Annotated in this window: 23 protein-coding genes; 17 read left to right on the plus strand and 6 right to left on the minus strand. The window is 62.3% G+C overall.

Going from position 1 to position 24,925, the window contains the following annotated elements; genetic code table 11:
* The first annotated feature begins 10 nt into the window (after positions 1–10).
* The gene (gene dnaE, locus F753_RS26035; protein ID WP_003299354.1) at positions 11–3,532 is read left to right on the plus strand and encodes a DNA polymerase III subunit alpha; all 3,522 of its coding nucleotides are present in this window, start codon (positions 11–13) and stop codon (positions 3,530–3,532) included.
* Positions 3,533–3,720: 188 nt separating this feature from the next.
* Positions 3,721–4,671 carry an acetyl-CoA carboxylase carboxyltransferase subunit alpha gene (locus F753_RS26040; RefSeq protein ID WP_023443752.1) on the plus strand — a complete coding sequence of 317 codons (951 nt, stop codon included), beginning with the start codon at positions 3,721–3,723 and terminating at the stop codon, positions 4,669–4,671.
* 341 nt (positions 4,672–5,012) lie between these two features.
* On the opposite strand, the gene F753_RS26045 is transcribed toward F753_RS26040, so the two are convergent.
* Positions 5,013–5,735: a TorF family putative porin gene (locus F753_RS26045; RefSeq protein ID WP_003299352.1), complete on the minus strand. Its 723-nt coding sequence runs from the start codon at positions 5,733–5,735 to the stop codon at positions 5,013–5,015.
* Between the two features lie 343 nt (positions 5,736–6,078).
* Here F753_RS26045 and tilS point away from each other — a divergent pair, with 343 nt between their 5' ends.
* The 6 genes from tilS (at position 6,079) to ispD (ending at position 12,468) form a co-directional block, all read left to right on the plus strand.
* Complete coding sequence (gene tilS, locus F753_RS26050; protein ID WP_003299351.1) at positions 6,079–7,371, plus strand: tRNA lysidine(34) synthetase TilS; 1,293 nt, start codon at positions 6,079–6,081, stop codon at positions 7,369–7,371.
* A gap of 166 nt (positions 7,372–7,537) precedes the next feature.
* Positions 7,538–9,169 (plus strand): CTP synthase, encoded by a 1,632-nt coding sequence (locus F753_RS26055; protein WP_031297099.1) that lies wholly within the window; start codon positions 7,538–7,540, stop codon positions 9,167–9,169.
* On the plus strand, positions 9,166–10,011 hold the full coding sequence (gene kdsA, locus F753_RS26060; RefSeq protein ID WP_023443754.1) for a 3-deoxy-8-phosphooctulonate synthase: 846 nt from the start codon (positions 9,166–9,168) through the stop codon (positions 10,009–10,011). The genes F753_RS26055 and kdsA overlap by 4 nt, the downstream gene beginning before the upstream one ends.
* Positions 10,012–10,044: 33 nt before the next feature.
* Entirely contained in the window at positions 10,045–11,334 is a 1,290-nt protein-coding gene (gene eno, locus F753_RS26065) for a phosphopyruvate hydratase (protein WP_023443755.1), read from the plus strand.
* Positions 11,335–11,476: 142 nt separating this feature from the next.
* Positions 11,477–11,755: a cell division protein FtsB gene (gene ftsB, locus F753_RS26070; protein WP_014819920.1), complete on the plus strand. Its 279-nt coding sequence runs from the start codon at positions 11,477–11,479 to the stop codon at positions 11,753–11,755.
* Positions 11,752–12,468 (plus strand): 2-C-methyl-D-erythritol 4-phosphate cytidylyltransferase, encoded by a 717-nt coding sequence (gene ispD, locus F753_RS26075; protein ID WP_023443756.1) that lies wholly within the window; start codon positions 11,752–11,754, stop codon positions 12,466–12,468. The genes ftsB and ispD overlap by 4 nt, the downstream gene beginning before the upstream one ends.
* 33 nt (positions 12,469–12,501) lie before the next feature.
* On the opposite strand, the gene F753_RS26080 is transcribed toward ispD, so the two are convergent.
* From F753_RS26080 to F753_RS26090, 3 genes are all read right to left on the minus strand, one after another.
* A complete protein-coding gene (locus F753_RS26080; protein ID WP_014819922.1) occupies positions 12,502–13,668 on the minus strand; it encodes a baeRF3 domain-containing protein in 1,167 nt (388 codons plus the stop codon).
* A 75-nt stretch (positions 13,669–13,743) separates the two neighbouring features.
* Complete coding sequence (locus tag F753_RS26085) at positions 13,744–14,058, minus strand: HPF/RaiA family ribosome-associated protein (protein ID WP_014819923.1); 315 nt, start codon at positions 14,056–14,058, stop codon at positions 13,744–13,746.
* A gap of 125 nt (positions 14,059–14,183) precedes the next feature.
* Positions 14,184–15,095 (minus strand): LysR substrate-binding domain-containing protein, encoded by a 912-nt coding sequence (locus tag F753_RS26090; RefSeq protein ID WP_023443757.1) that lies wholly within the window; start codon positions 15,093–15,095, stop codon positions 14,184–14,186.
* A gap of 163 nt (positions 15,096–15,258) precedes the next feature.
* Here F753_RS26090 and F753_RS26095 point away from each other — a divergent pair, with 163 nt between their 5' ends.
* Positions 15,259–16,374 (plus strand): S-(hydroxymethyl)glutathione dehydrogenase/class III alcohol dehydrogenase, encoded by a 1,116-nt coding sequence (locus tag F753_RS26095; protein ID WP_031297100.1) that lies wholly within the window; start codon positions 15,259–15,261, stop codon positions 16,372–16,374.
* 88 nt (positions 16,375–16,462) lie between these two features.
* Complete coding sequence (gene fghA, locus F753_RS26100; RefSeq protein WP_023443759.1) at positions 16,463–17,308, plus strand: S-formylglutathione hydrolase; 846 nt, start codon at positions 16,463–16,465, stop codon at positions 17,306–17,308.
* A gap of 134 nt (positions 17,309–17,442) precedes the next feature.
* Here fghA and F753_RS26105 read toward each other — a convergent pair whose 3' ends face one another.
* Entirely contained in the window at positions 17,443–18,492 is a 1,050-nt protein-coding gene (locus F753_RS26105; RefSeq protein WP_023443760.1) for an alkene reductase, read from the minus strand.
* A 38-nt stretch (positions 18,493–18,530) separates the two neighbouring features.
* The gene (locus F753_RS26110) at positions 18,531–18,833 is read right to left on the minus strand and encodes an ArsR/SmtB family transcription factor (protein ID WP_003285796.1); all 303 of its coding nucleotides are present in this window, start codon (positions 18,831–18,833) and stop codon (positions 18,531–18,533) included.
* Positions 18,834–19,014: 181 nt separating this feature from the next.
* Here F753_RS26110 and ispF point away from each other — a divergent pair, with 181 nt between their 5' ends.
* The 7 genes from ispF (at position 19,015) to rpoS (ending at position 24,879) form a co-directional block, all read left to right on the plus strand.
* A complete protein-coding gene (gene ispF / locus F753_RS26115) occupies positions 19,015–19,488 on the plus strand; it encodes a 2-C-methyl-D-erythritol 2,4-cyclodiphosphate synthase (RefSeq protein WP_003299334.1) in 474 nt (157 codons plus the stop codon).
* Complete coding sequence (truD, locus tag F753_RS26120) at positions 19,485–20,525, plus strand: tRNA pseudouridine(13) synthase TruD (RefSeq protein WP_023443761.1); 1,041 nt, start codon at positions 19,485–19,487, stop codon at positions 20,523–20,525. Before ispF ends, truD begins: the two co-directional genes overlap by 4 nt.
* Positions 20,525–21,274: a 5'/3'-nucleotidase SurE gene (gene surE / locus F753_RS26125; protein WP_023443762.1), complete on the plus strand. Its 750-nt coding sequence runs from the start codon at positions 20,525–20,527 to the stop codon at positions 21,272–21,274. The genes truD and surE overlap by 1 nt, the downstream gene beginning before the upstream one ends.
* Positions 21,275–21,312: 38 nt before the next feature.
* Positions 21,313–21,948, plus strand: a complete 636-nt coding sequence (locus F753_RS26130) for a protein-L-isoaspartate(D-aspartate) O-methyltransferase (RefSeq protein WP_003299331.1) — start codon at positions 21,313–21,315, stop codon at positions 21,946–21,948.
* Between the two features lie 19 nt (positions 21,949–21,967).
* On the plus strand, positions 21,968–22,903 hold the full coding sequence (locus F753_RS26135) for a polyprenyl-phosphate transporter (protein WP_023443764.1): 936 nt from the start codon (positions 21,968–21,970) through the stop codon (positions 22,901–22,903).
* A gap of 79 nt (positions 22,904–22,982) precedes the next feature.
* Positions 22,983–23,783 (plus strand): peptidoglycan DD-metalloendopeptidase family protein, encoded by an 801-nt coding sequence (locus F753_RS48835; RefSeq protein WP_084799351.1) that lies wholly within the window; start codon positions 22,983–22,985, stop codon positions 23,781–23,783.
* A 100-nt stretch (positions 23,784–23,883) separates the two neighbouring features.
* Complete coding sequence (gene rpoS / locus F753_RS26140; RefSeq protein WP_003299327.1) at positions 23,884–24,879, plus strand: RNA polymerase sigma factor RpoS; 996 nt, start codon at positions 23,884–23,886, stop codon at positions 24,877–24,879.
* Positions 24,880–24,925 lie beyond the last annotated feature (46 nt).

The raw sequence follows: 24,925 nt of genomic DNA on the forward strand, positions 1-24,925 counted from the left end.
AGGTCTGTTCATGCCTGTTTCCTTCGTCCATCTACGTCTGCATACCGAGTACTCGCTGGTCGATGGGCTGGTTCGGGTCAAGCCGCTGATCAAGGCGGTCGCGGCAGGTGGCATGCCGGCAGTGGCGGTGACCGACATGAGCAATATGTGCTCGCTGGTCAAGTTCTATAAAGCCGCGCAGGGCGCCGGCATAAAGCCGATCTGCGGTGCCGATATCTGGATGGCTGGTTGTGACGAGGACGGTCCTCTCAGCCGCTTGACCTTGCTGGCGATGAATCCCAAGGGGTATCGCAACCTCACTGAGCTGGTTTCGCGTGGTTGGACCGAAGGTCAGCGCAATGACCTGGTGATCATCGAGCGTGACTGGGTGAAGCAGTCCTCGGAAGGGCTGATTGCCTTGTCCGGCGCCAAGGAGGGCGAGATCGGACTTGCCCTGCTCAACGGCGAGGAGTCGCTGGCCGAGGCGCTGCTGGCCGAGTGGCAATCGGTGTTTCCCGAGCGTTTCTATCTGGAAGTGCAGCGCACCAGCCGGGTCAACGATGAGGAGCATCTGCACGCGGCAGTAGCGCTGGCCGAGCGCTGCGCTGTGCCGCTGGTGGCGACCAATGACGTGCGCTTTCTCAAGCAGGATGATTTCGAAGCCCATGAAACGCGCGTCTGCATTGGCGAAAGCCGCACCCTCGACGACTCGCGACGACCGCGCAACTATTCCGATCAGCAGTATCTGAAAACGCCCGAGGAAATGTACGAGCTGTTCAGTGACCTCCCCGAGGCGCTGGAAAATACCGTCGAGATCGCCAGGCGCTGCAACATCGAGGTGCAGCTGGGCACCTACTTCCTGCCCGATTTCCCGGTGCCGGACGGCATGACCATGGACGATTACTTCCGCAAGGTCTCGTTCGACGGCCTCGAAGAGCGGCTGGAAGTGCTGCTGCCCCGGGATACGCCCGATTACGAGGCGAAGAGGCAGGTCTATGTCGATCGGCTGAATTTCGAGCTGGATATCATCATCCAGATGGGCTTTCCGGGTTACTTCCTGATCGTCATGGACTTTATCCAGTGGGCCAAGAGCAATGGGGTGCCTGTAGGGCCAGGCCGTGGCTCGGGTGCCGGCTCGCTGGTGGCCTATGTGCAGAAAATCACCGACCTGGACCCGCTGGCCTACGATCTGCTGTTCGAGCGCTTCCTCAACCCTGAGCGGGTTTCCATGCCCGACTTCGACGTCGACTTCTGCATGGATGGCCGCGACCGGGTCATCGATTACGTGGCTGAGAAATACGGTCGCAATGCGGTGAGCCAGATCATCACCTTCGGCACCATGGCGGCCAAGGCGGTGGTGCGTGACGTGGCGCGGGTGCAGGGCAAGTCCTACGGGCTGGCGGATCGCCTGTCGAAGATGATCCCCTTTGAAGTAGGCATGACGCTGGAAAAAGCCTACGAGATGGAAGAGCCGCTGCGCGACTTCCTTGCCGTCGATGAAGACGCTAGGGAAATCTGGGACATGGCGCTCAGGCTCGAAGGCATCACCCGCGGCACCGGCAAGCATGCCGGCGGCGTGGTGATTGCGCCGACCAAACTCACCGATTTCGCCCCCATCGCCTGCGATGACGAGGGCGGCAGCCTGGTCACCCAGTTCGACAAGGACGACGTCGAGTCTGCCGGTCTGGTCAAGTTCGACTTTCTCGGCCTGCGCACGCTGACCATCATCAAATGGGCGCTGGAAACCATCAACCGCGAACAGGCGCGTAAGGGTCTCGAACCGGTCGACATCGACTTTATCCCCCTGGATGACAAGCCCACCTACTCGCTGCTGCAAAAGGCCGAAACCACGGCGGTGTTCCAGCTCGAATCGCGTGGCATGAAAGAGCTGATCAAAAAGCTCAAACCCGACTGCCTGGAAGACCTGATCGCCCTCGTGGCGCTGTTCCGTCCCGGCCCGCTGCAATCGGGCATGGTCGACGACTTCATCAACCGCAAGCATGGTCGCGCGGAAATCTCCTACCCGCATTCGGATTACCAGTACGAAGGCCTCAAGCCGGTTCTTGCGCCCACCTACGGCATCATCCTGTATCAGGAACAGGTGATGCAGATTGCCCAGGTCATGGCCGGCTACACGCTAGGCGGCGCCGACATGCTGCGCCGCGCCATGGGCAAGAAGAAGCCCGAGGAAATGGCCAAGCAGCGCGGCGGTTTCATTGAGGGCTGCAAGAACAACGGTATCGATGCTGATCTGGCGGGCAACATCTTCGACCTGGTAGAGAAGTTTGCCGGTTACGGCTTTAACAAGTCGCACTCGGCGGCCTACGGTCTGGTGTCCTATCAGACCGCCTGGCTTAAGGCGCATTACCCGTCGCCGTTCATGGCCGCGGTGCTTTCGGCGGACATGCACAACACCGACAAGGTGGTCACGCTGATCGAAGAATGTCGCAGCATGAAGCTGCGTATCGATGCGCCGGACGTGAACAACTCCGAATTCAAGTTCACCGTCAGCGACGACGGGCGCATCATCTACGGTCTGGGTGCGATCAAGGGTGTCGGTGAAGGGCCGGTGGAGGCCATTGTCGAATGCCGCAGTGAAGGCGGGCCGTTCAAGGACCTGTTCGACTTCTGCAGTCGGGTCGATCTCAAACGCATCAACAAGCGCACCCTCGAGGCCTTGATCCGTGGCGGTGCGCTGGATCGCATGGGGCCGTATTTTTCCGATGACCCGAAGCTCTACCAGGCCGGCATTGATCAGAATCGTGCGGTGCTTTTGTCAGCCATGGAAGAGGCGATTCAGGCGGCGGAGCAGACTGCGCGCAGCCTGGATAGCGGCCATATGGATCTGTTTGGCGGCTTGTTCGCAGAGCCCGAGGCGGATGTCTATGCCAATCACCGCAAGGCGCGGGAGCTGACGCTCAAGGAGCGCCTCAAGGGCGAGAAGGACACCCTGGGTCTCTACCTCACTGGCCACCCGATTGATGAATACGAAGGAGAAGTACGTCGCTTCGCCCGTCAGCGCATCATCGATCTGCGTCCGGCTCGCGATACCCAGACGGTCGCCGGGTTGATCGTCAACCTGCGGGTGATGAAGAACAAGAAGGGTGACAAGATGGGTTTCATCACCCTGGACGACCGCTCCGGGCGCATCGAGGCCTCGCTGTTCGCCGAAGCCTTCAATACGGCTCAGGCACTGCTACAGACCGATGCGCTGGTGGTGGTCGAAGGTGAAGTCAGCAACGACGATTTCTCCGGTGGCCTGCGTCTGCGTGCCAAGCGGGTGATGAGCCTGGAAGAAGCGCGCACCGGTCTGGCCGAGAGCTTGCGGGTCAAGGTCGGCAGCGATGCGCTCAGGGGTGACCGGGTGCGCTGGCTGGCAGACGTCTGTGGTCGTCATCGCGGGGCCTGCCCGATCACTCTGGAGTACACCGGTAGCGACGCCAAGGCGCTGTTGCAGTTTGGCGAGAGCTGGCGAATCGATCCGGCGGATCACTTGATTCAGGCATTGCGTGACCAGTTCGGGCGCGACAACGTCTTCCTGCAATACCGATAGCGGCCAGCATCGAGTTATCGCCAGGAAAACTGGCGCATGACCCGGCCACTACCCAAGCGACCCGATCTTGATCGAGTCATGATTGCGAACATTTTTTGTTCGACCTGAATGCGTCCGTCCCGTAAGGTAGGGCGCAAAAAACGGAACAGCTTCCCGGCCCCCCGGCCGTCGACGCATGACGGATGACTATGAACCCGAATTTTCTCGATTTCGAACAGCCGATCGCCGACCTGCAAGCCAAGATCGAAGAGTTGCGCCTGGTTGGTAATGACAATTCGCTGAACATTGGCGATGAAATCACCCGCCTGCAGGATAAGAGCGAGTCGCTCACCGAGAGCATCTTCGGCAATCTGACCAGCTGGCAGATCGCACGTTTGGCCCGGCACCCGCAGCGGCCCTACACCCTCGACTACATCAACCACCTGTTCACCGAGTTCGAAGAACTGCACGGTGATCGCCACTTCTCCGACGACGCCGCCATCGTCGGTGGCATTGCGCGTCTGGACGACCAGCCGGTGATGATCATCGGCCACCAGAAGGGCCGTGAAGTCCGCGAGAAGGTACGCCGCAACTTCGGCATGCCGCGTCCGGAGGGCTACCGCAAGGCATGCCGTCTGATGGAGATGGCCGAGCGCTTCAAGATGCCAATCCTCACCTTCATCGACACCCCCGGCGCTTATCCGGGTATCGACGCCGAAGAGCGCAACCAGAGCGAAGCCATCGCCTGGAACCTGCGCGTGATGGCGCGGCTGAAAACGCCGATCATCGCCACTGTCATCGGTGAAGGCGGTTCCGGTGGTGCACTGGCCATCGGTGTCTGCGACCAGCTGAACATGCTGCAGTACTCCACCTACGCGGTGATCTCGCCGGAAGGCTGCGCCTCGATTCTCTGGCGCACCGCCGACAAGGCACCCGAAGCGGCCGACGCCATGGGCGTGACTGCCGAGCGCCTGAAGGACCTCGGGATCGTCGACAAGGTGATTTCCGAGCCCCTGGGCGGCGCGCATCGCAACCCGGCCGTCACCGCGGCTTCGCTGCGTGACGAACTCAGGACTCAGCTGGAAATGCTCAAGGCGCTGGATACCGACGCGCTGCTGGAGCGCCGCTACGCGCGCCTGATGAGCTACGGTATCGCCTGATCGGATGCCGTTTTGTCCGCTGCAGAAACCCCGCCTACCCGGCGTGGTTTTTCGTTTCCGGGCCTGTTCAGACGGGGTCCAGCAACAGGCGCAGCGGCATCATCGGCGAGCGCTGAACCCCTGGCGTATGTAGCTTTATAGGGCGGGTGAAACCCGCGCGGTTACACCTCACCGCCCGACAAACGAAACCCTGCCTCGCGGCGGGGTTTCGTTTTTTCTGGGCCTTGCATCGCTCTTACAACAAGGCGGAGGGCCACGTTCGGCGGGTGTCACCCGCTCTACGTCCTGCAGACCATGCGACACGTGACTGGGTCAGGCCTTTGTTGCGGTCCCGACAGGAGTTACAAGCTCTTCGAAACCGAAACCACGAAGGTCGCGTCGCAGTAGTCGTCCTTGCCGACGAAGCCTGCGCATTCGCTGCCGCTCAAGCTGGTGTCGGAGTAGGTCAGGCCGAAGTCCAGACCGGCCATGGTCTTGCTCAGGCCGACCGACCAGTCGTTGTAGGTATCGTCGTTGCCGAAGGTGGCGTCCTTGAAATCGTACTTGCCGTACTGCAGGGCCAGACCGACGTCGTAGGGCAGGGCGTATTCGTAGCCGAGATAGGAGTACAGGGTGGTGTCGTCGCCGGCGAAGTCGTCGGAGTAGGCCGCGCCGGCCGTGAAGCCGTAGGCGCTCAGGCTGCCGTAGTACTCGCTGAAGTTCAGCGCGCTTTCGCCCGGGTAGTCGTACTTGATCCAGCCCAGATCGTAGGAGATGTTCTCGGTGATGTTGTTACCGAAGCCCAGGTAGTAGTCGAATTCCACCGAGGCGTCACCGCCGAAGTCGACGTTGGACGCCCAGGTGCCAACGTACAGGCCGCTCTCGTGGGCTACGTCCAGACCGCCCTGGATGGCGCCGTTGCCCTGGGTTTGCGAGATACCGCGGAACATGTAGTCCGAGGTCAGGCCGACGTTCATGCTGACGTCGAAGTCGCCAACGGGGCTGGAGACGGTTTCCGCGACGGCGAAGCTGCTGGCAGTCACGGCGCTGGCGGCGGCGATGGCGAGGGTCAGTTTCTTGAGCATGGTGGTATGTCCCTAAAGGTGGCGCCGGGTATTCAGTAGCCCGGCTGGTAAGTCAGCAACAGCTTTTGGAATAAGCTGAGCGGACTTTTGCATTTCCCTTGCCAACTACGAGAAAGCCAACGATTACAGAGGCCTAGCTCGAATTTGAATGCCTCGATCTGTTTGCGGCGATCTCAGATAGCCATGGGTGTGCACTGTTTTGGAGCGGCGCGGTGCGGAGGGCGTCAACGAAGGTGCGCCGCTGTGTTTGCGTCGTGCTCTTGAAAGGTGCGCACCGCTGGCGGCTGTAGTCGTGGCGTGCGCTGCCTTATGCTGGCCGCCTTGCCTGAATGAGTCGATTTCCATGCCGGTCGAATCCAAACTGCTCGATGCACTGCGCCCGTGGCTAGCCGCGCGGCGCTGGCTGGTCGGCTTTTCCGGCGGGCTCGATTCGACGGTGCTGCTGCATGCACTGGTGCGACTGACGCAGGGCCGAAGGTTGCCGCCAATCAGCGCCGTCCATGTGCATCACGGCCTGCAGGCGGTCGCCGATGCCTGGCCGGAGCACTGCCGGCAGGTTTGCGAGGGGCTAGGCGTGCCGCTCGAAATCGTGCGGGTGCAGGTCGCGCACGGCGCAAGCCTGGAGCGTGCCGCGCGGGATGCGCGTTACGCCGCCTTCGCTGAACGCCTCGGCGAAGGTGATCTGCTGCTGACCGCGCAGCACCGCGACGACCAGGCCGAGACGCTGCTGTTTCGTCTGTTGCGTGGTGCCGGCGTGCGCGGGCTGGCGGCTATGCCGGCGGAGCGGCCGCTGGGGCAGGGCAGGCTGCTGCGGCCGCTGCTGGCCGTTTCGCGCGCCGAGCTGCAGGCCTACGCCGACGCCCAGGGCCTGCGCTGGATCGAAGACCCGAGCAACCAGTGTGATGATCACGCGCGCAACTACCTGCGTCTGCAGGTGCTGCCGCCGATCAGCCGCCGCTGGCCACAGGCGTCGGCGAACATGGCGCGCACTGCCGCGCACATGGCCGAGGCGCAGGCGTTGCTGGATGAGCTGGCGCAGGCAGACCTTGCTGCTGCGCAGCAGCCATCTCCGGTCGACTGGCTGGCACTGCCCAGTCTCTGTCTGCCGGCGCTGCGTGCCTTGTCGCCAGCCCGACAGCGCAACGCCCTGCGTCATTGGCTGGCGCACCTCACCGAGCTTCCGGACAGCGATCACTGGTGCGGCTGGGAGTCGCTGCGCGATGCGCGAGGCGACGCCACGCCACGCTGGCGGCTGGGGCGTGGCGAGTTGCAGCGCACCGGCGAGCGGGTCTGGTGGGTGGGCAATTCATGGTTGCTGCCGGCAGAGGGGCCGCTCGCCTGGCCGCAGCCATCGACCGATCTGTCGTTGCCCGGCAATGGCAGCCTGCACCTGATCGGTACGGCCCCGGCAGGCCGACTGCAGGTGCGCTACCGAGCCGGCGGCGAGTGGCTGGTACTGCCCGGCCGCGGCCGGCGTGACCTCAAGCGCTTGCTCAATGAGAACGGCGTGCCGGGCTTCGTTCGGGCGCGCCTGCCGCTGCTTTTCTGCGAAGACCAGTTGATCGCGGTGGGCAATCTGCCGCAACTCGACGCAGCTGCCGTTTCGCTGGTCTGGACGTTGCCGCCGGCTGACTGAGGTTTGAGCATGTGGGGCTGATCCAGTAGACTACGCTCCCGTCTCAATACAGCTTTCACGGATCTTCCGAACCGTAGCAGCTGAGCCGTTGCCGCCTCGGGCGCGATGGCACCTTCGCTTTCCCCTCGCGGCGCTAGCCGCTTAACGCAGACTTCTAGGGTTTTTCATGACGCGCTACATCTTCGTCACGGGTGGTGTTGTTTCTTCATTGGGGAAAGGCATCGCCTCGGCTTCATTGGCGGCCATCCTGGAGGCGCGGGGCCTGAAGGTCACGATGCTCAAGCTGGACCCTTATATCAACGTCGATCCGGGCACCATGAGCCCGTTTCAGCACGGCGAGGTGTTCGTCACCCACGACGGCGCCGAGACCGATCTCGACCTGGGCCATTACGAGCGTTTCATTCGCACGCGCATGACCCAGAACAACAACTTCACCACCGGTCGTGTCTACGAAGACGTGCTGCGCCGTGAGCGCCGTGGCGACTATCTGGGTGCGACCATTCAGGTGATTCCGCACATCACCGACGAGATCAAGCGGCGCATCATCAAGGGTGCCGGCGATGCCGAAGTGGCGCTGGTTGAAGTCGGCGGCACCGTCGGCGATATCGAGTCGCAGCCGTTCCTGGAAGCGATTCGCCAGCTGCGTGTTGAGGTTGGCGCCAAGCGCGCCATGCTGATGCATCTGACGCTGGTGCCTTATATCGCCACCGCGGGCGAGACCAAGACCAAGCCGACCCAGCATTCGGTGAAGGAATTGCGTTCCATCGGTCTGCAGCCGGATGTGCTGGTGTGCCGCTCGGAAGTGCCGATCGACCTGTCCTCGCGGCGCAAGATCGCCCTGTTCACCAACGTCGAAGAGCGTGCGGTGATCAGCCTGCCGGACGCCGACACCATCTACAAGATTCCCGGCATGCTGCATGCCCAGGGTCTGGATGACTACGTGCTCGAACGTTTTGGCCTAGAGTGCCGTGGTGCCGATCTTTCGGAATGGGATCGCGTGGTGGACGCCAAGCTGAACCCCGAAAAAGAAGTCACCATCGCCATGGTCGGCAAGTACATGGAACTTCTGGATGCTTACAAATCTCTGATCGAGGCGATGAGTCACGCTGGCATTCAGAGCCGTACCAAAGTGAGCCTCCGTTATATCGACTCCGAAGACATCGAGAACCAGGGCACCGGCCTGCTGGAAGGCATGGACGCGATCCTGGTTCCGGGTGGTTTCGGTCTGCGTGGTGTGGAAGGCAAGATCGCCACGGTGCAGTACGCTCGCGAAAACAAGATTCCCTACCTCGGCATCTGCCTTGGCATGCAGGTGGCGGTGATCGAGTTCGCCCGCAACGTGCTGGGCTGGAGCGACGCCAACTCCACCGAATTCGACAAGGACAGTACGCACCCCGTGGTGGGCCTGATCACCGAGTGGGCCGATGCCACCGGTGCGGTGGAGACTCGCAGCGACGCCTCCGATCTGGGTGGCACCATGCGTCTGGGTGCCCAGGAGTGCGGTCTGGAGGCCGGCTCCAAGGTGTTCGACTGCTATGGACAGGAGCGCATCGTTGAGCGTCATCGACATCGCTATGAAGTGAACAACAACCTGTTGCCAAAATTGCAGAAAGCGGGGTTGAAAATCACCGGACGGTCCGGTGACGGTGCGCTGGTCGAGGTCGTGGAAGCGCCCGATCATCCCTGGTTCGTGGCCTGTCAGTTCCACCCCGAATTCACCTCCACGCCGCGTGACGGTCATCCGCTGTTCAGCGGTTTTGTCCAGGCGGCGCTGGATTACAAGGCGAGCAAGGCATGAGCCAGAAGATCATCCGCGTCGGCAACATAGAAATCGCCAATGACAAGCCGTTCGTGCTGTTTGGCGGTATCAACGTGCTCGAATCGCGTGACCTGGCCATGCGGGCCTGTGAAGAATATGTGCGCGTGACCGAGAAACTGTGCATTCCCTACGTGTTCAAGGCCAGTTTCGACAAGGCCAACCGATCCTCGATCAACTCCTTCCGTGGCCCGGGGCTGGAAGAGGGCATGCGGATCTTCGAGGACGTGAAAAAGGCCTTCGGCGTGCCGGTCATCACCGACGTTCACGAACCGCATCAGGCGCAACCCGTGGCCGATGTCTGCGACATCATCCAGCTGCCGGCCTTCCTCTCTCGCCAGACTGATCTGGTGGTGGCGATGGCCAGAACCGGCGCGGTGATCAACATCAAGAAGGCCCAGTTCCTGGCACCGCAGGAAATGAAGCACATCCTTACCAAGTGCGAGGAAGCGGGCAACGATCAACTGATCCTGTGCGAGCGCGGCTCCTCGTTCGGCTACAACAACCTGGTGGTCGACATGCTTGGCTTCGGCATCATGAAGCAGATGAACTACCCGGTGTTCTTCGACGTGACCCACGCGCTGCAGATGCCGGGTGGTCGTGCCGATTCGGCTGGTGGTCGCCGGGCGCAGGTCACCGAGCTGGCCCGTGCTGGTCTCAGCCAGGGGCTTGCCGGCCTATTCCTCGAGGCCCATCCGGACCCGGACAACGCCAAGTGCGACGGACCCTGCGCATTGCGTCTGGACAAGCTCGAGCCTTTCCTTGCCCAGCTCAAGCAGCTGGACGACCTGATCAAGAATTTTTCGCCAATCGAAACTGCTTGAAGCCTTGCAGCTATCTACGGAGTGTTAATAAAAATGGCAAAGATCGTCGACATCAAGGGGCGTGAAGTTCTCGATTCCCGTGGCAACCCTACTGTGGAAGCCGACGTGATTCTCGATAACGGTATCGTCGGCAGCGCCTGCGCGCCGTCTGGTGCATCCACCGGTTCCCGCGAGGCTTTGGAACTGCGTGATGGCGACAAGAGTCGTTACCTGGGCAAGGGCGTACTGACCGCCGTAGCCAACGTAAATGGCCCGATCCGTGACCTGCTGTTGGGCAAGGACCCGCTCGATCAAAAAGCGCTGGACCAGGCGATGATCGAGCTCGACGGTACCGAGAACAAAGGCAAGCTGGGGGCCAACGCCATCCTTGCCGTGTCGCTGGCTGCCGCCAAGGCTGCTGCTCAGGCCAAGGGCGTGCCGCTGTACGCGCACATTGCCGATCTGAACGGCACCCCGGGCGTCTACTCCATGCCGGTACCGATGATGAACATCATCAACGGCGGCGAGCATGCAGACAACAACGTCGACATCCAGGAATTCATGGTCCAGCCGGTCGGCGCCAAGACCTTCGCCGACGCGCTGCGCATGGGCGCCGAGATCTTCCACCACCTGAAGGCTGTGCTGAAGGCCCGTGGCCTGAGCACCTCCGTGGGTGACGAGGGGGGCTTCGCGCCGAACCTGGCGTCCAATGAAGACGCCCTGGCCGCAATCGCCGAAGCCGTCGCCAACGCCGGCTACACGCTGGGTGATGACGTCACACTGGCTCTGGACTGCGCTTCCTCCGAGTTCTTCAAGGACGGCAAGTACGACCTGGCCGGCGAAGGCAAGGTGTTCGACGCTGCCGGATTCGCCGACTACCTGGCCGGTCTGAGCCAGCGCTATCCGATCATCTCCATCGAAGATGGCATGGACGAATCCGATTGGGCCGGTTGGAAGGTGCTGACCGACAAGATCGGCGACAAGGTGCAACTGGTCGGTGACGACCTGTTCGTGACCAACACCAAGATCCTCAAGCGCGGCATCGACGAGAAGATCGGTAACTCGATCCTGATCAAGTTCAACCAGATCGGCTCGCTGACCGAGACTCTGGAAGCCATTCAGATGGCCAAGGCTGCTGGTTATACCGCGGTGATTTCGCACCGTTCCGGTGAGACCGAGGACAGCACCATCGCCGACCTGGCGGTGGGTACTGCCGCTGGTCAGATCAAGACCGGTTCGCTGTGCCGTTCGGACCGCGTGTCCAAGTACAACCAGCTGCTGCGTATCGAAGAGCAGCTGGCCGGCAAGGCACCGTACAAGGGTCGCGCCGAATTCCGCGGCTGATCCGCGGTACTTAAAAAAGGGCGGCGCAAGTCGCCCTTTTTTGTTTCAATCGCTCCGTGCCCGCGTGCAAACTCTTCGTGCCTCCAGAGCCGTCGCTGTTTGCCAATACCCGAATTTCAGCTGAAGTCGTTTCATGCCTTCTATGCGTCGCCCCTACTGGTTGTTCGTCGTACTGATACTGCTGCTGGGTGGTCTGCAGTACCGTCTCTGGGTGGGCGAGGGCAGCCTGGCTCAGGTCAATGGCCTGAACAAGCAGATCGCTGAACAGCAGGGTGAGAACGAGCGGCTCCTTGAGCGCAATCGAATCCTCGAGGCGGAGGTTCTGGAGCTCAAGCAGGGCATGGAGACCGTCGAAGAGCGGGCCCGCCAGGAGCTCGGCATGGTCAAAGAGGGCGAAACCCTCTATCAGCTGATCGAATGAGCCTGCGCGATCAGCTTGTCTTCTGGGTCGTCATCCCGGCTGCCGGCGTCGGCAGTCGTATGCGCGCAGATCGTCCCAAGCAGTATCTGTTGCTGGGTGAGCGCAGCATTATCGAACACACCCTCGATTGTTTTCTGGACCACCCGGCACTTTCTGGTTTGGTGGTTTGCATTGCGCCTGACGATCCCTACTGGCCGGCGCTGCCCTGCGCTCGCGATACTCGCGTGCAGCTTGCGCCGGGCGGTCGTGAACGTTGCGATTCGGTACTCAGTGGGCTGCAGCGCCTCGATGAACTGGGCGCGAATGAGCATGACTGGGTGCTGGTGCACGACGCGGCCCGTCCCAATCTTGCGCGTGAGGATCTGGACAGGTTGCTGGCCGAGTTGGCCGATGATCCGGTCGGTGGTCTGCTGGCTGTTCCGGCGCGGGACACCCTCAAGCGCGTAGGTCCGGATGGGCGTGTGGTGGAGACGGTGGACCGCAGCGTCATCTGGCAGGCTTTCACTCCGCAGATGTTCCGCCTGGGCATGTTGTGCGACGCGCTCGAAGCTGCACTCGCGTCCCGTATGCAGGTTACCGACGAGGCGTCGGCACTGGAGTGGGCAGGTCACTCGCCTAGGGTGGTAGAAGGGCGGGCGGACAACCTGAAGGTCACCCGGCCCGAAGATCTGGAGTGGCTGGCGCAGCGCTGGAAGACAGACCGCGAGTCTTGAGAACGGGCAGGGGTTGCCTGCCCGCCATTTACATCAGAAGCGATAGATCGCCGCCGCGCCGGTGCCGGTCGGCATCCGTTCGGTCGGTACCACAACCACGTCTCCACCTTGCTCGAGTGTCCAGATGGTCAGCTCGTCCAGAAGATCGGGTGTGTTGACGTCATCTTCGCTGGTCGGCGTTGCCGTTCCGTCAGTTTTGTCGACATGGCCGGGAATCTGCCGCTCGGCCTCCACCAGCAAGGTGGCGACCCGGCCTTGTCGGGTGGCCTGACCGATATCCTCGAGGTGGTCGGATGCCAGCCCCTGGCCATGGGATGCGCCGAACTGGTTGAGCAAGCCTTCCAGGCGCTTGAGATAGCGCGGCTGCATCACCATCCAGCTTTTCTCACGCAGCTCATTGACGCTCAATGCGTTCTGGCCGGTCTCGATGCCCTCCGGCAGCAGGCAGTCATTGTGGCTGAGGCGTCGGAAGTGCGACTGCTGCTCGGGCAGAGCGGCGAGGATCAGCGGCAGGCCGGATGGGCGCGAGTGATGTTCGGTGATGGCGCGATCGACTTCGCGAAAGTAGCGATCACGGTCCCGGTCGATCTCCGCCTGCTTGCCGCTGCCGCCGGCCTCCACCTGCATCGGGTCGCCGCGTTCGCTGGAGCGGCCATAACCCTGGGGAAACCCACTTTGACCCTTCTCGGTGAGGTCGCTGCCCAAGGCGTCGGCGAGTGTCCGGGGCACACCGTCGTGCAGCTTCACCTCGTCGAGGGCATCACGGTTGCCCTCGAACAAGCGTACCGAGTCACGCGATAGGCAGAGGATCTGAAAGCGGTCGGCTGACTGTGCAATGCGTACCAGCGGTTTGAGGTGCATGCGCGCGTTGGCCACCGCCATTTCCGGCACGCTGCGTTGCAGTCGATAGACCTGGAAGTAGTCCTTGGCGGCAAAAGCGGCCAGGCCGTCGAGGCTGTGGTTCCAGAAGTCACTGTTATCGATCAGGGCGTAGAACGGCTCGAGCAGGGTGTGTGCCTTGTCGCCATGGCCTTGCTGCTTGAGTGATTCTTCCAGCTGCTTGACCAGGTGCTTGAAGCGGATCGGGTCCTGCTGACGCTCGGGAAAGCTGCGATGAGTGGGCTGGTACACGGACAGGCAGGGCCCGTCTCGTTTTGACAGCAGTTTGGTCAGGGTTTCGCGGTCGAGCAGTCGGTTCATGCGTGGCCTCCAGTAGCGGTGGTTCGGTCCCTCGCAGAAGTGTCGATGGCGCGCTCATTGGCCATCGAGGGCCAGTCAGTGGCGGTTGAGTTTGTCCAGAACGTGGCTCAGCGCGTGGTTCAGCTTCTCCGCGGCGCCGTTGATTGCCAGGTCCAGCGTTTCGGCCTTGTGGGTGGCCGAGATGGGGTCGTGACCCTTGACCCTCGCCTCCATCTGGCAGCGCTTGTCATGGGGGCCGCTCTTGCTGCTGTTTTCGTCGTTGAGATGGACCTCGACTCGGGTCAGATGATCATCGAAGCGCTCCAGTTCGGTCTCGACCGTGGCCTTCACTCGCTCTTCCAGATCGGCGGTGACGCTGATGCTGTGGTTACTGTTCACCAGAACCTGCATGGTTTCCTCCTGATTGCAGCGCTGCGCTCGTCCAGCGCGGGCGGCTCGAAGAGCAGCAGCTACACAGGGTACGACGTGGGGGATTAAGGCGGGTTCCGCGTCATTAGAGGCGTCTGACGCGCGGTTCAGTGCCCGTTCCGGTCGCCGGTCCCGGCGTACTCCGAACGCTTGGCAAGACCGGTCTTGAGCGCCTCGACCAAGAGGCGAACTTTCGGTAGCGGGTAGCGCCGTTGCGGGTAAACCGCCCACACGGCGGTATCTGGCGGCTGATTGCTTTCCAGTAGCGAAACCAGCTCGCCGCGACGCAGCGGCCCTTGCACGTAGTAGTCCGGCAGCTGGCACAGGCCAAAGCCACGCAGGGCTGCATCCAGCACCGCCTCGCCACTGTTGCAGCGCCAGTTGCCGCTGGGCTTGAAGTGCTGCTCGCGGCCCTCGATCTGAAACGACCAGATGTCGCTCGTGCCGATCAGGCAGTTGTGTCGCGCCAGCTCCGACAGGGTGTGTGGCCGTCCGTAGCGTTCCAGGTAGCTCGGTGCAGCGCACAGGTACATTGCGCGCGGCGCGATGCGGGTGGCGACCAGGCGCGACTCGCCGAGTTTGCCGAGGCGGATGGCCAGGTCGTAGCCCTCCTGAACCAGATCGAGGGTGCGGTTGGACAGCTCGATATCGACACGCAGTTGCGGGTGCTGGGCCATGAATTCGTTCACCAGCGGCACGATGAAGCGCTCGCCATAGGCCACCGCAGCGGTCATGCGTAACAGCCCGGTCGGTGCGCTGTGCAGATCGCTGATGGCCAGAAAGGCTTCGTCACGTTCCTCGATCAAGCGCTGGCAGCGGGTGAAGAAGGTATGCCCGGCCTCGGTCAGCGAGACGCGGCGGGTGGTGCGATAGAGCAAACGCGCCTGCAGGCGTTCTTCAAGGCGCGCTACCTGTCGGCTGACATGCGAGGACGAAACCCGCAGGCGCTCAGCGGCGCGCATGAAGCTGCCGCATTCGGCGACAGCCACGAATTCGTCGAGGCCTTCCCAGCGGTTCATGGGTTCTCCGGTGTCAGATTCCAGCAAGCGGGTTGCAAAGATCCTAACGTGATGAGCGCCGATTGTCCCTCAACAGCAATAATGTTTTCCCGGGGCCGTCGTTAATCCCTGTTTGGCCATGAATTACACTCTCTGCTTTCCAATCACATCGAGAGTGATGTCCATGACCATCAAGTCGCGCGCCGCCGTTGCCTTCGGCCCCAACCAGCCTCTGCAGATCGTGGAAGTGGACGTAGCCCCACCCAAGGCTGGCGAAGTCCTGATCCGCATCGTCGCCACCGGTGTGTGCCACACCGATGCGTACACACTTTCCGGCGAGGATTCGGAGGGCGTGTTCCCCTGCATCCTCGGCCACGAGGGCGGCGGCATCGTCGAGGCGGTGGGCGAGGGCGTCACCTCGGTTGCCGTCGGCGATCACGTGATTCCGCTCTATACCGCCGAATGCCGGCAGTGCAAGTTCTGCAAGTCGGGCAAGACCAACCTCTGCAGCTCGGTTCGCGCCACTCAGGGCAAGGGTCTGATGCCCGACGGCACCACCCGCTTCAGCTATCAGGGCGAGCCGATCTACCACTACATGGGCTGCTCGACCTTCTCCGAGTACACCGTGCTGCCGGAAGTCTCGGTGGCGAAGATCCCGAAAGAGGCCCCGCTGGAAAAGGTCTGCCTGCTCGGTTGCGGCGTCACCACCGGTATCGGTGCCGTGCTCAACACCGCGAAGGTGGAAGAGGGGGCGACCGTGGCGATATTCGGCCTGGGCGGCATCGGTCTGGCAGCGATCATCGGTGCGAAGATGGCCAAGGCCAGCCGGATCATTGCCATCGACATCAATCCGGGCAAGTTCGCCATTGCCGAAGAACTGGGCGCCACCGATTTCGTCAATCCGAAGGACTACGAAAAGCCGATCCAGGACGTGATCGTCGAGATGACCGACGGCGGCGTCGACTATTCCTTCGAGTGCGTTGGCAACGTTCAACTGATGCGCGCGGCGCTCGAGTGCTGCCACAAGGGCTGGGGCGAATCGACCATCATCGGCGTAGCCGGTGCGGGGCAGGAGATCAGTACCCGTCCGTTCCAGCTGGTCACGGGACGCGTCTGGCGCGGTTCGGCGTTCGGCGGCGTGAAGGGTCGTACCGAGCTGCCGAGCTATGTGGAGAAGGCGCAGAGCGGCGAGATTCCACTGGATACCTTCATCACCCACAACATGCCGCTGGACCAGATCAACGAAGCGTTCGACCTGATGCACGAAGGCAAGAGCATCCGGACCGTCATTCACTTCTGATCCCAGGGTGGATAACGCCGTCGCCAGACGGATTGTCCACCTCGACCGGTGGAAGCCCGCGCGGTTTCCACCTTCGCGAGGCCTGTTCATGACCCTTGAAATCGTTTCCAGCAACAAGAGCTTCGGCGGCTGGCACAAGCGCTATCGCCACCGTTCCAGCAGCCTGAACTGCGACATGGTGTTCGCCGTGTACCTGCCGCCGCAGGCGGAGCAGGGCGAACAGCTGCCGGTGCTTTACTGGCTGTCCGGGCTGACCTGCACCGATGAGAACTTCATGCAGAAGGCCGGGGCGTTGCGGCTAGCTGCCGAGCTCGGCCTGATCATTGTCGCGCCGGATACCAGTCCACGCGGCGCCGGCGTGCCGGACGATCCCGAAGGGGCCTGGGACTTCGGCCTTGGCGCCGGCTTCTACCTCAACGCCACCCAGGAACCCTGGGCTCAGCATTACCGGATGTACGAGTACGTCGTCGACGAGCTGCCGGCACTGATCGAGGAAAATTTTCCCGTTTCCGATCGTCGCGGTATCAGCGGGCACTCGATGGGTGGCCACGGCGCGCTGATCTGTGCGCTGAAGAATCCGGGTCGCTACCAGTCGCTTTCGGCTTTCGCACCCATCAGCAATCCGCTCAACTGCCCGTGGGGCGAGAAGGCGTTCAGCCGCTACCTGGGCGCCGACCATTCGCGCTGGCGCGAGTGGGATGCCTGCGCGCTGATTGCCGATGCCGGCGAGAAGCTGCCGATGCTGGTCGATCAGGGCGATCGTGATGACTTCATGGAGGGTCAGCTCAAACCGCAGGCGCTGCGTGCCGCTGCGGACGCTGTCGGGCACCCGCTGACGCTGCGCATCCAGCCGGGCTATGACCATAGCTACTACTTCATCGCCAGCTTTATCGATGATCACCTGCGTCATCATGCCGAGGCGCTGAAGGCGTAGGGTGGATGACGGTGGAGCCTCAGCCGCGCGTCCGGTTCGGCTCGCCGCGCTGGTCGATACGTCAGGTGCCTGTGCGGCAGGAATAAAAAAGGCCCGTCCGGACATGCCGGTCGGGCCTTTCCATCGCCAGGAGCTTAGAGCGACGGATAATCGGTATAGCCAGCCGCGCCCTGGGCGTAGAACAGCTCGGGTTTCGGCTCGTTCAGCGGTGCGTCCTGACGCAGGCGCTCGACAAGATCCGGGTTGGCGATGTACGGGATGCCGAAGGCCACGGCATCGGCCTTGCCCTCAGTCAGCCAGGCGTTGGCCTGTTCCTTGGTGAAGCGTTCGTTGGCGATATAGATGCCACCGAATATCCTCTTCAGCTGTGGGCCGAGGCTGTCTTCACCGGCTTTTTCGCGAGTGCAGATGAAGGCGATACCGCGCTTGCCCAGTTCACCGGCAACATAGCCAAAGGTCTCGGCGCGGTTGGAATCGCCCATGTCATGGGAGTCGGCACGCGGCGCAAGGTGTACGCCAACACGCCCTGCGCCCCACACGGAGATGGCGGCATCGGTCACTTCCAGCATCAGCCGGGCGCGGTTTTCCAGCGAGCCACCGTAGGCGTCACTGCGCTGGTTGGTGCTGTCCTGCAGGAACTGGTCGAGCAGATAGCCGTTCGCGCCATGAATCTCGACCCCATCGAAACCAGCTTCCTTAGCGTTCTCCGCACCCTTGCGGTAGGCCTCAACGATGCCCGGAATCTCAGCGGTTTCCAGCGCACGAGGCGTCTCGTAATCCTTCATTGGTCGCACCAGGCTGACATGGCCGGCTGGTTTGATGGCGCTGGGTGCGACCGGTAGCTGGCCGTCGAGGTAGATCGGGTCGGAGATACGGCCGACGTGCCAGAGCTGCAGGACGATCTTGCCGCCTTTGGCGTGCACTGCATCGGTGACCTTTTTCCAGCCCTGAATCTGCTCGGCGGACCAGATGCCGGGGGTGTCCGGGTAGCCGACGCCCATCGGGGTCACGGAGGTGGCTTCGCTGATGATCAGGCCGGCGTCGGCGCGCTGGGCGTAGTACTCGGCAATCAGGTCGCCGGGAACGCGGCCGGGCTCGGCGCGGCAGCGGGTCAGGGGAGCCATGATGACGCGGTTGTTCAGTTCCAGATCGCCGATCTTGATCGGGTCGAAAAGTGTGGGCATAGCAATACCGCTCCTTTACTGGTGGTGCGAAAAGGGACTCAGAGTTCCTGGCCGATGCGCTCGACGAACGACTCGATGATCGCGTCGTTGCGCTTGAAGAAGTGCCACTGGCCGACCTTTTGGCTGGTGATCAGCCCGGCTTTCTGCAGGGTCGCCAGATGGGCCGATACGGTTGACTGCGACAGGCCGGCACGCTGGTCGATCTGCCCGGCACAGACGCCGTTTTCCAGCGAATGGTGCTGCTCGGAGAAATACCGCTGCGGCTCCTTCAGCCAGCGCAGGATGTCGCGACGCAGCGGGTGGGCGAGGGCCTTGATGATGTCGTCAAAGTCGTCCGGCATGGGATGGCTCTGGGCTGTATATCGGAATGAGGCGAACTATATATCGCTTTTTTCCGATATGAGATCGATTCGACTGATGGTGGTTATTGGCTGTGTCGATGATCGGGAGGTGCCGCGGACACTCAAGCAGCACCCGGCTCCTGTAGAATCGCCGCCTCGAGATTTTCAGGGTTTTGCATCTATGCGTATCGGCCACGGTTACGACGTGCACCGCTTCGGCGAGGGCGATCACATCACGCTTGGCGGCGTGCGGATTCCACACAGGTTTGGGCTGTTGGCTCATTCCGACGGTGACGTGCTGCTGCATGCCTTGAGTGACGCGTTGCTCGGTGCCGCTGCGCTGGGCGATATCGGCAAGCACTTCCCGGACACCGACCCGCAATTCAAGGGCGCCGACAGCCGCGCTTTGCTGCGCCATGTGCTCGTCCAGGTCCAGGCCAAGGGATACGTCGTCGGCAATGTCGACGCCACCATCATCGCCCAGGCGCCGAAGATGGCCCCGCACATCGACAGCATGCGCGCGTTGATCGCGGCTGACCTGCAGGTCGAGCTGGACCAGGTCAACGTCAAGGCCACCACGACCGAGAAGCTGGGTTTCACCGGGCGTGAGGAGGGGATCGCCGTTCACGCGGTTGCCTTGCTGGTCCGCGCATGACCGAAGATCAGCTGCTCGGGCCGCGCGCCCATGGCGAGCCCTGTGGCAGTGCCGTGCTGAAAGCGGTTGCCGAGGATTTTCAGGTCGATGAAGTGCTCGATATCCCGCTGTCCGGCGAAGGCGAGCACCTCTGGTTGTGGGTGGAAAAGCGCAATCTGAACACCGAGGAAGCCGCCAAACGCATCGCCCGCGCCGCTGGCGTGCCGCTGAAGATGATCAGCTACGCCGGGCTCAAGGACCGCCAGGCATTGACTCGCCAGTGGTTCAGCCTGCATCTGCCGGGCAAGAGCGATCCGGATCTTGCCGCTGCCGAGGGCGACGGCCTGGCGATCCTCAAGCGCACCCGGCATCAGCGTAAGCTGCAGCGCGGCGCGCACTCGGCCAATGGCTTCCGCCTACGCTTGACGGAGCTGCGCGGTGAGCATGCCGCGCTGGATGAGCGGCTGGCGCGGATCAAGGCCTCCGGCGTGCCGAATTACTTCGGCCTGCAGCGTTTCGGCTATGAGGGCAGCAACCTGCACGGTGCACGGCACTTCGCGGCGAAAGGCGAGCTTCCGGAGCAGCGCAACATGCGTTCGCGGCTGCTTTCGGCTGGCCGCAGTTACCTGTTCAACCGTGTGCTCGCCGAACGGGTTGGGGATGGCAGCTGGGATCAGGCACGGGTAGGCGATCTTCTGGCGTTCACCGACAGTCGCAGCTTTTTCCCGGCCGGGCCGGAGGAGTGCGGCGACCCGCGCCTGACGATTCTGGATCTACATCCGACCGGCCCTTTATGGGGCATGGAAGGCTCTCCAGCAGGTGACGAAATTCAGGCACTGGAAAACGCTGTCGCCGAAACTGAACCTGCGGTCGTCAATTGGTTGGCGCAGGCAGGAATGAAGCACGAACGGCGCATTCTTCGCCTCCCCATCGGCGGTTTGTCGTGGCATTATCCCGAGCCTGACATTCTGCAACTGGAATTCGTCCTGCCGACCGGATGCTTCGCCACCGCCGTGGTGCGTGAGCTGGTCAGCCTGGCAGGGCAGACGGACATCTGATGCGTATTCTGATCGCCAACGACGACGGGGTGTATGCACCCGGGCTCGCCGCGCTTTATGACGCGCTGGCCGACTATGCCGAGTGCAAGGTGGTAGCCCCGATCCAGGACATGAGCGGCGCCAGCAGCGCCCTTACCCTGGACCGCCCGCTTCATCCTGTCAGCATGCCGAACGGCTTCATCGGGCTGAACGGCTCGCCCACCGATTGCGTGCATCTGGGCCTGAACGGGCTGCTCGAAGAAACACCGGACATGGTGGTTTCGGGCATCAACCTCGGCGCCAATCTGGGCGACGATGTGCTCTATTCCGGCACGGTTGCCGCGGCCATCGAAGGCCGCTTCACCGGGCGCCCGGCCTTTGCCTTCTCGCTGGTCTCTCGCTCGACGGAAAACCTGCCGACCGCTGCGCATATCGCGCGCCTGCTGGTGGAGAAGCACGACCAGCTCGAAGTGCCGCCGCGCACGGTGCTCAGCGTCAACGTGCCGAACCTGCCGCTTGATCACGTTCGTGGTATCCAGCTTACCCGTCTGGGACATCGCAGCCGTGCCAAGCCGCCGGTCAAGCAGGCCAACCCTCGCGGCAAGGAGGGCTACTGGATATCCGTGGCCGGGGACGTCGAGGATGGCGGACCGGGTACCGATTTTCATGCGGTGATGCAGGGTTACGTATCGATTACCCCGCTGCAGCTGGATCGAACTTTTCATGAGGCCTTCAACGGTCTCGAGAGCTGGCTGGAGAACGTGCTGTGAGACATCGCGAACAAGACAGCCTGCTGCATGGGTCGGGAATGACCTCCCAACGCACCCGTGATCGCCTCATCCAGCGCCTGTACGAGGAAGGTCTTTCCAGCGCCCAAGTGCTCGAAGTCATCCGCCGCACGCCACGTCATCTGTTCGTAGACGAAGCCCTGGCGCACCGTGCCTATGAAGATACGGCGCTGCCGATCGGACACAACCAGACCATTTCCCAGCCGTTCATGGTTGCACGCATGAGCGAGCTGCTGCTGGCCGACGGGCCGCTGGACAAGGTTCTCGAAATCGGGACCGGCTCCGGCTACCAGACCGCCGTGCTGGCGCAGCTGGTCGAGCGGGTCTTCTCGGTCGAGCGCATTCAGGCGCTGCAGGACCGAGCCAAGGAGCGCCTCGCCGAACTCAAGCTGCGCAATGTGGTCTTTCGCTGGGGCGATGGTTGGGAAGGCTGGCCAGCATTGGCGCCTTACAACGGGATCATCGTCACCGCAGCGGCAGCCGATGTGCCGCAGGCCCTGCTCGATCAGTTGGCGCCCGGTGGGCGTCTGGTGATCCCGGTAGGGGCCGGCGAGGTCCAGCAACTCATGCTGATCATTCGAGAGGAGAACGGCTTTTCGCGTCATCTTCTGGATACCGTACGTTTCGTGCCGCTGCTCAATGGCCCCGTGATTTGATCATTCAGCGGAAGAAAGCATGAAAGACGCTTTATTGTTGTACGCCAAGGGCATGGCCATGGGCGCAGCGGATGTGGTGCCCGGTGTCTCGGGCGGTACGGTGGCTTTCATCACCGGCATCTACGACGAGCTGCTGCGTTCGATCAGTGCGGTGCCCTATGCCATCCGCCCGTTGCTGCGGGGGCGCGTCGCCGAGGCGTGGAAGACCGCCAACGGCAGTTTTCTGGTGGTGCTGTTTGCCGGCATCCTGACCAGCATCCTCAGCCTGGCCAGGCTGATTACCTTCCTGCTGGAAGAGCATCCGATTCCCGTTTGGTCCTTCTTCTTCGGCCTGATCCTGGTTTCCGTGCATCTGGTGGGCAAGGAGATCCAGCGGCGCAACCTGTCGCGGCTGGTGAGTTTCTGCCTGGGTATCGGTTTCGCCTACTGGATAACGGTGGCGGCCCCGGTGCAATGGGGTAGTGACGGCCTGAGCCTGTTCTTCGCCGGTGCCATCGCCATCTGCGCCATGATCCTTCCGGGGATCTCCGGCAGCTTCATCCTCGTCTTGCTGGGGCTGTATCCGGTGGTGCTGGGTGCGGTAAAGAACTTCGATATCGGCGTGATGGCGATCTTCGCTGCCGGTTGCCTGGTGGGTCTGCTCAGCTTTGCCAAGTTCCTCAGCTGGCTGCTCAAGCGCTGGCGCGACCTGACTCTGGCGTTTCTCACCGGATTGATGCTCGGCTCGCTGAACAAGGTCTGGCCGTGGAAGGAAACGCTGACCTGGCGTACCAACTCCAGCGGCGAGAACGTTCCGGTCCTGCAGCAGAATCTGCTGCCCGGCGCCTATGGCGATCTGACCGGCCAGGACCCGCAGTTGCTGCTGGCCATACTGCTGGCCGTGGGCGGCATCGTCCTGGTGCTGGGTCTCGAGTGGTTCGCCGGGCGACGCCAGCCGATGACGGAAGGCGTTTGACGCACGTGTCTATGAAAGGGAGCGGGCATTGAGGCTCACAGCAGTACGGCGGTGGATTCGCGACCCTTTGGTCCGCTCGATGGTCGGCGTGCTAGTGATCGCCGGCACGCTGGTCGGTTGCGCATCCTCGCCTCCGGGCGGTGGTGTGCAGGTCGTCGATCGCAACCAGCGTGATCGTGTCACCAGTGGGCAGTACATCGTGCGCCGCGGCGACACGCTGTGGTCCATCGCTTTCCGCTTTGGCTGGGATTGGCGCGATCTGGCCCGCGTAAACGGCATTCAGCCGCCGCATGTCATCTATCCCGGTCAGCGGATTCGCTTTAGCGGCGGCGCCACCCGAACGGCCGCTGCTACCCCGCAGCCGGTGCCCAGGCCTTCTTCCAGTCCCGCCCCATCCACCCCGGTCGTGGTCGCCAATCCGGTTCCGCGCCAGCCGGCGATCACCACACAACCTAAGCCCGCGGTTAGCCAGCCGGCGCGCACTCCGGTTACGCCTGTGACCCGCTCTGCAAGCGGTTGGGCATGGCCAGCGAACGGCACGATCATCGGTCGTTTTTCCTCAAACGGTAGTTTGAATAAAGGAATTGATATCGCTGGGGATTTGGGACAGCCTGTCCTGGCTGCTTCTGATGGGACTGTTGTGTACGCCGGCAGTGGATTACGGGGTTACGGCGAACTTGTGATCATCAAGCACAGCGATACCTATGTAAGCGCCTACGGACACAACCGCAGGCTGCTGGTGCGGGAGGGTCAACAAGTCAAGGCTGGGCAAAGTATCGCCGAGATGGGATCGACGGGTACCGACCGGGTGAAGCTGCATTTCGAGATTCGTCGCCAGGGCAAACCCGTAGACCCGCTGCAATACCTGCCAAGACGTTGACCTGTCACCTGCCTGTTCCAGCACTAGGTTGGGCTTGAGCGTAGCCAGGGACCCGCGCCGCTTGGGCCTGTTGTCGAACCCGGAACAGGACAAGAATAAAATGGCACTTAAAGACCACGCGCTGGAGTTTGACGTCGACGATGCGGTTCTGCTCATGGAAACGCCGATCCACTTCGACCAGAAAGACAAAGTGACCAAGGCTGCCAGTGCAGGCAGACCCAAGGCCACATCCAGCAAACAGCACAAGTTCATCGACTACAACCGGGCGCTAGATGCAACCCAGTTGTATCTCAACGAAATCGGTTTCTCCCCCCTCCTGACCCCCGAAGAAGAAGTGCATTTCGCGCGTTTGGCGCAGAAAGGCGATCCGGCGGGGCGCAAGCGCATGATCGAAAGCAACCTTCGCCTGGTGGTCAAGATCGCCCGACGCTACGTCAATCGCGGTCTTTCCCTGCTCGATTTGGTCGAGGAGGGCAATCTTGGTCTGATTCGCGCGGTGGAGAAATTCGACCCCGAGCGCGGCTTCCGCTTTTCCACCTATGCCACCTGGTGGATTCGACAGACCATCGAACGGGCGATCATGAATCAGACCCGCACGATTCGCCTGCCGATTCATGTGGTCAAGGAATTGAACGTCTACCTCCGGGCCGCTCGCGAGCTGACCCAGAAGCTCGACCACGAACCCAGCCCTGAAGAGATCGCCAACCTGCTGGAGAAGCCGGTCGGTGAGGTCAAGCGCATGCTGGGGCTCAACGAACGCGTCACTTCGGTGGACGTGTCGCTTGGCCCGGACACGGACAAGACGCTGCTCGATACACTGACCGACGATCGCCCGACCGATCCTTGCGAGCTCCTGCTGGATGACGATCTGTCCAACAGCATCGACCAATGGCTGTCTGATCTGTCCGAAAAGCAGCGGGAGGTGGTTATCCGTCGTTTTGGCCTGCGCGGCCATGAAGCCTCGACGCTGGAGGAGGTGGGGCAGGAGATCGGCCTGACCCGCGAGCGTGTTCGCCAGATCCAGGTGGAGGCGCTGCGCCGTCTGCGCGAGATTCTCGAGCGTAACGGCCTGTCGAGCGACGCGCTGTTCCAGTGACATCAATGTCGTCGGGTCTGGTTGCCGGGCCCGACGACAATCCCGC

The organism is Stutzerimonas chloritidismutans AW-1 (assembly GCF_000495915.1).
Taxonomy (GTDB): domain Bacteria; phylum Pseudomonadota; class Gammaproteobacteria; order Pseudomonadales; family Pseudomonadaceae; genus Stutzerimonas; species Stutzerimonas chloritidismutans.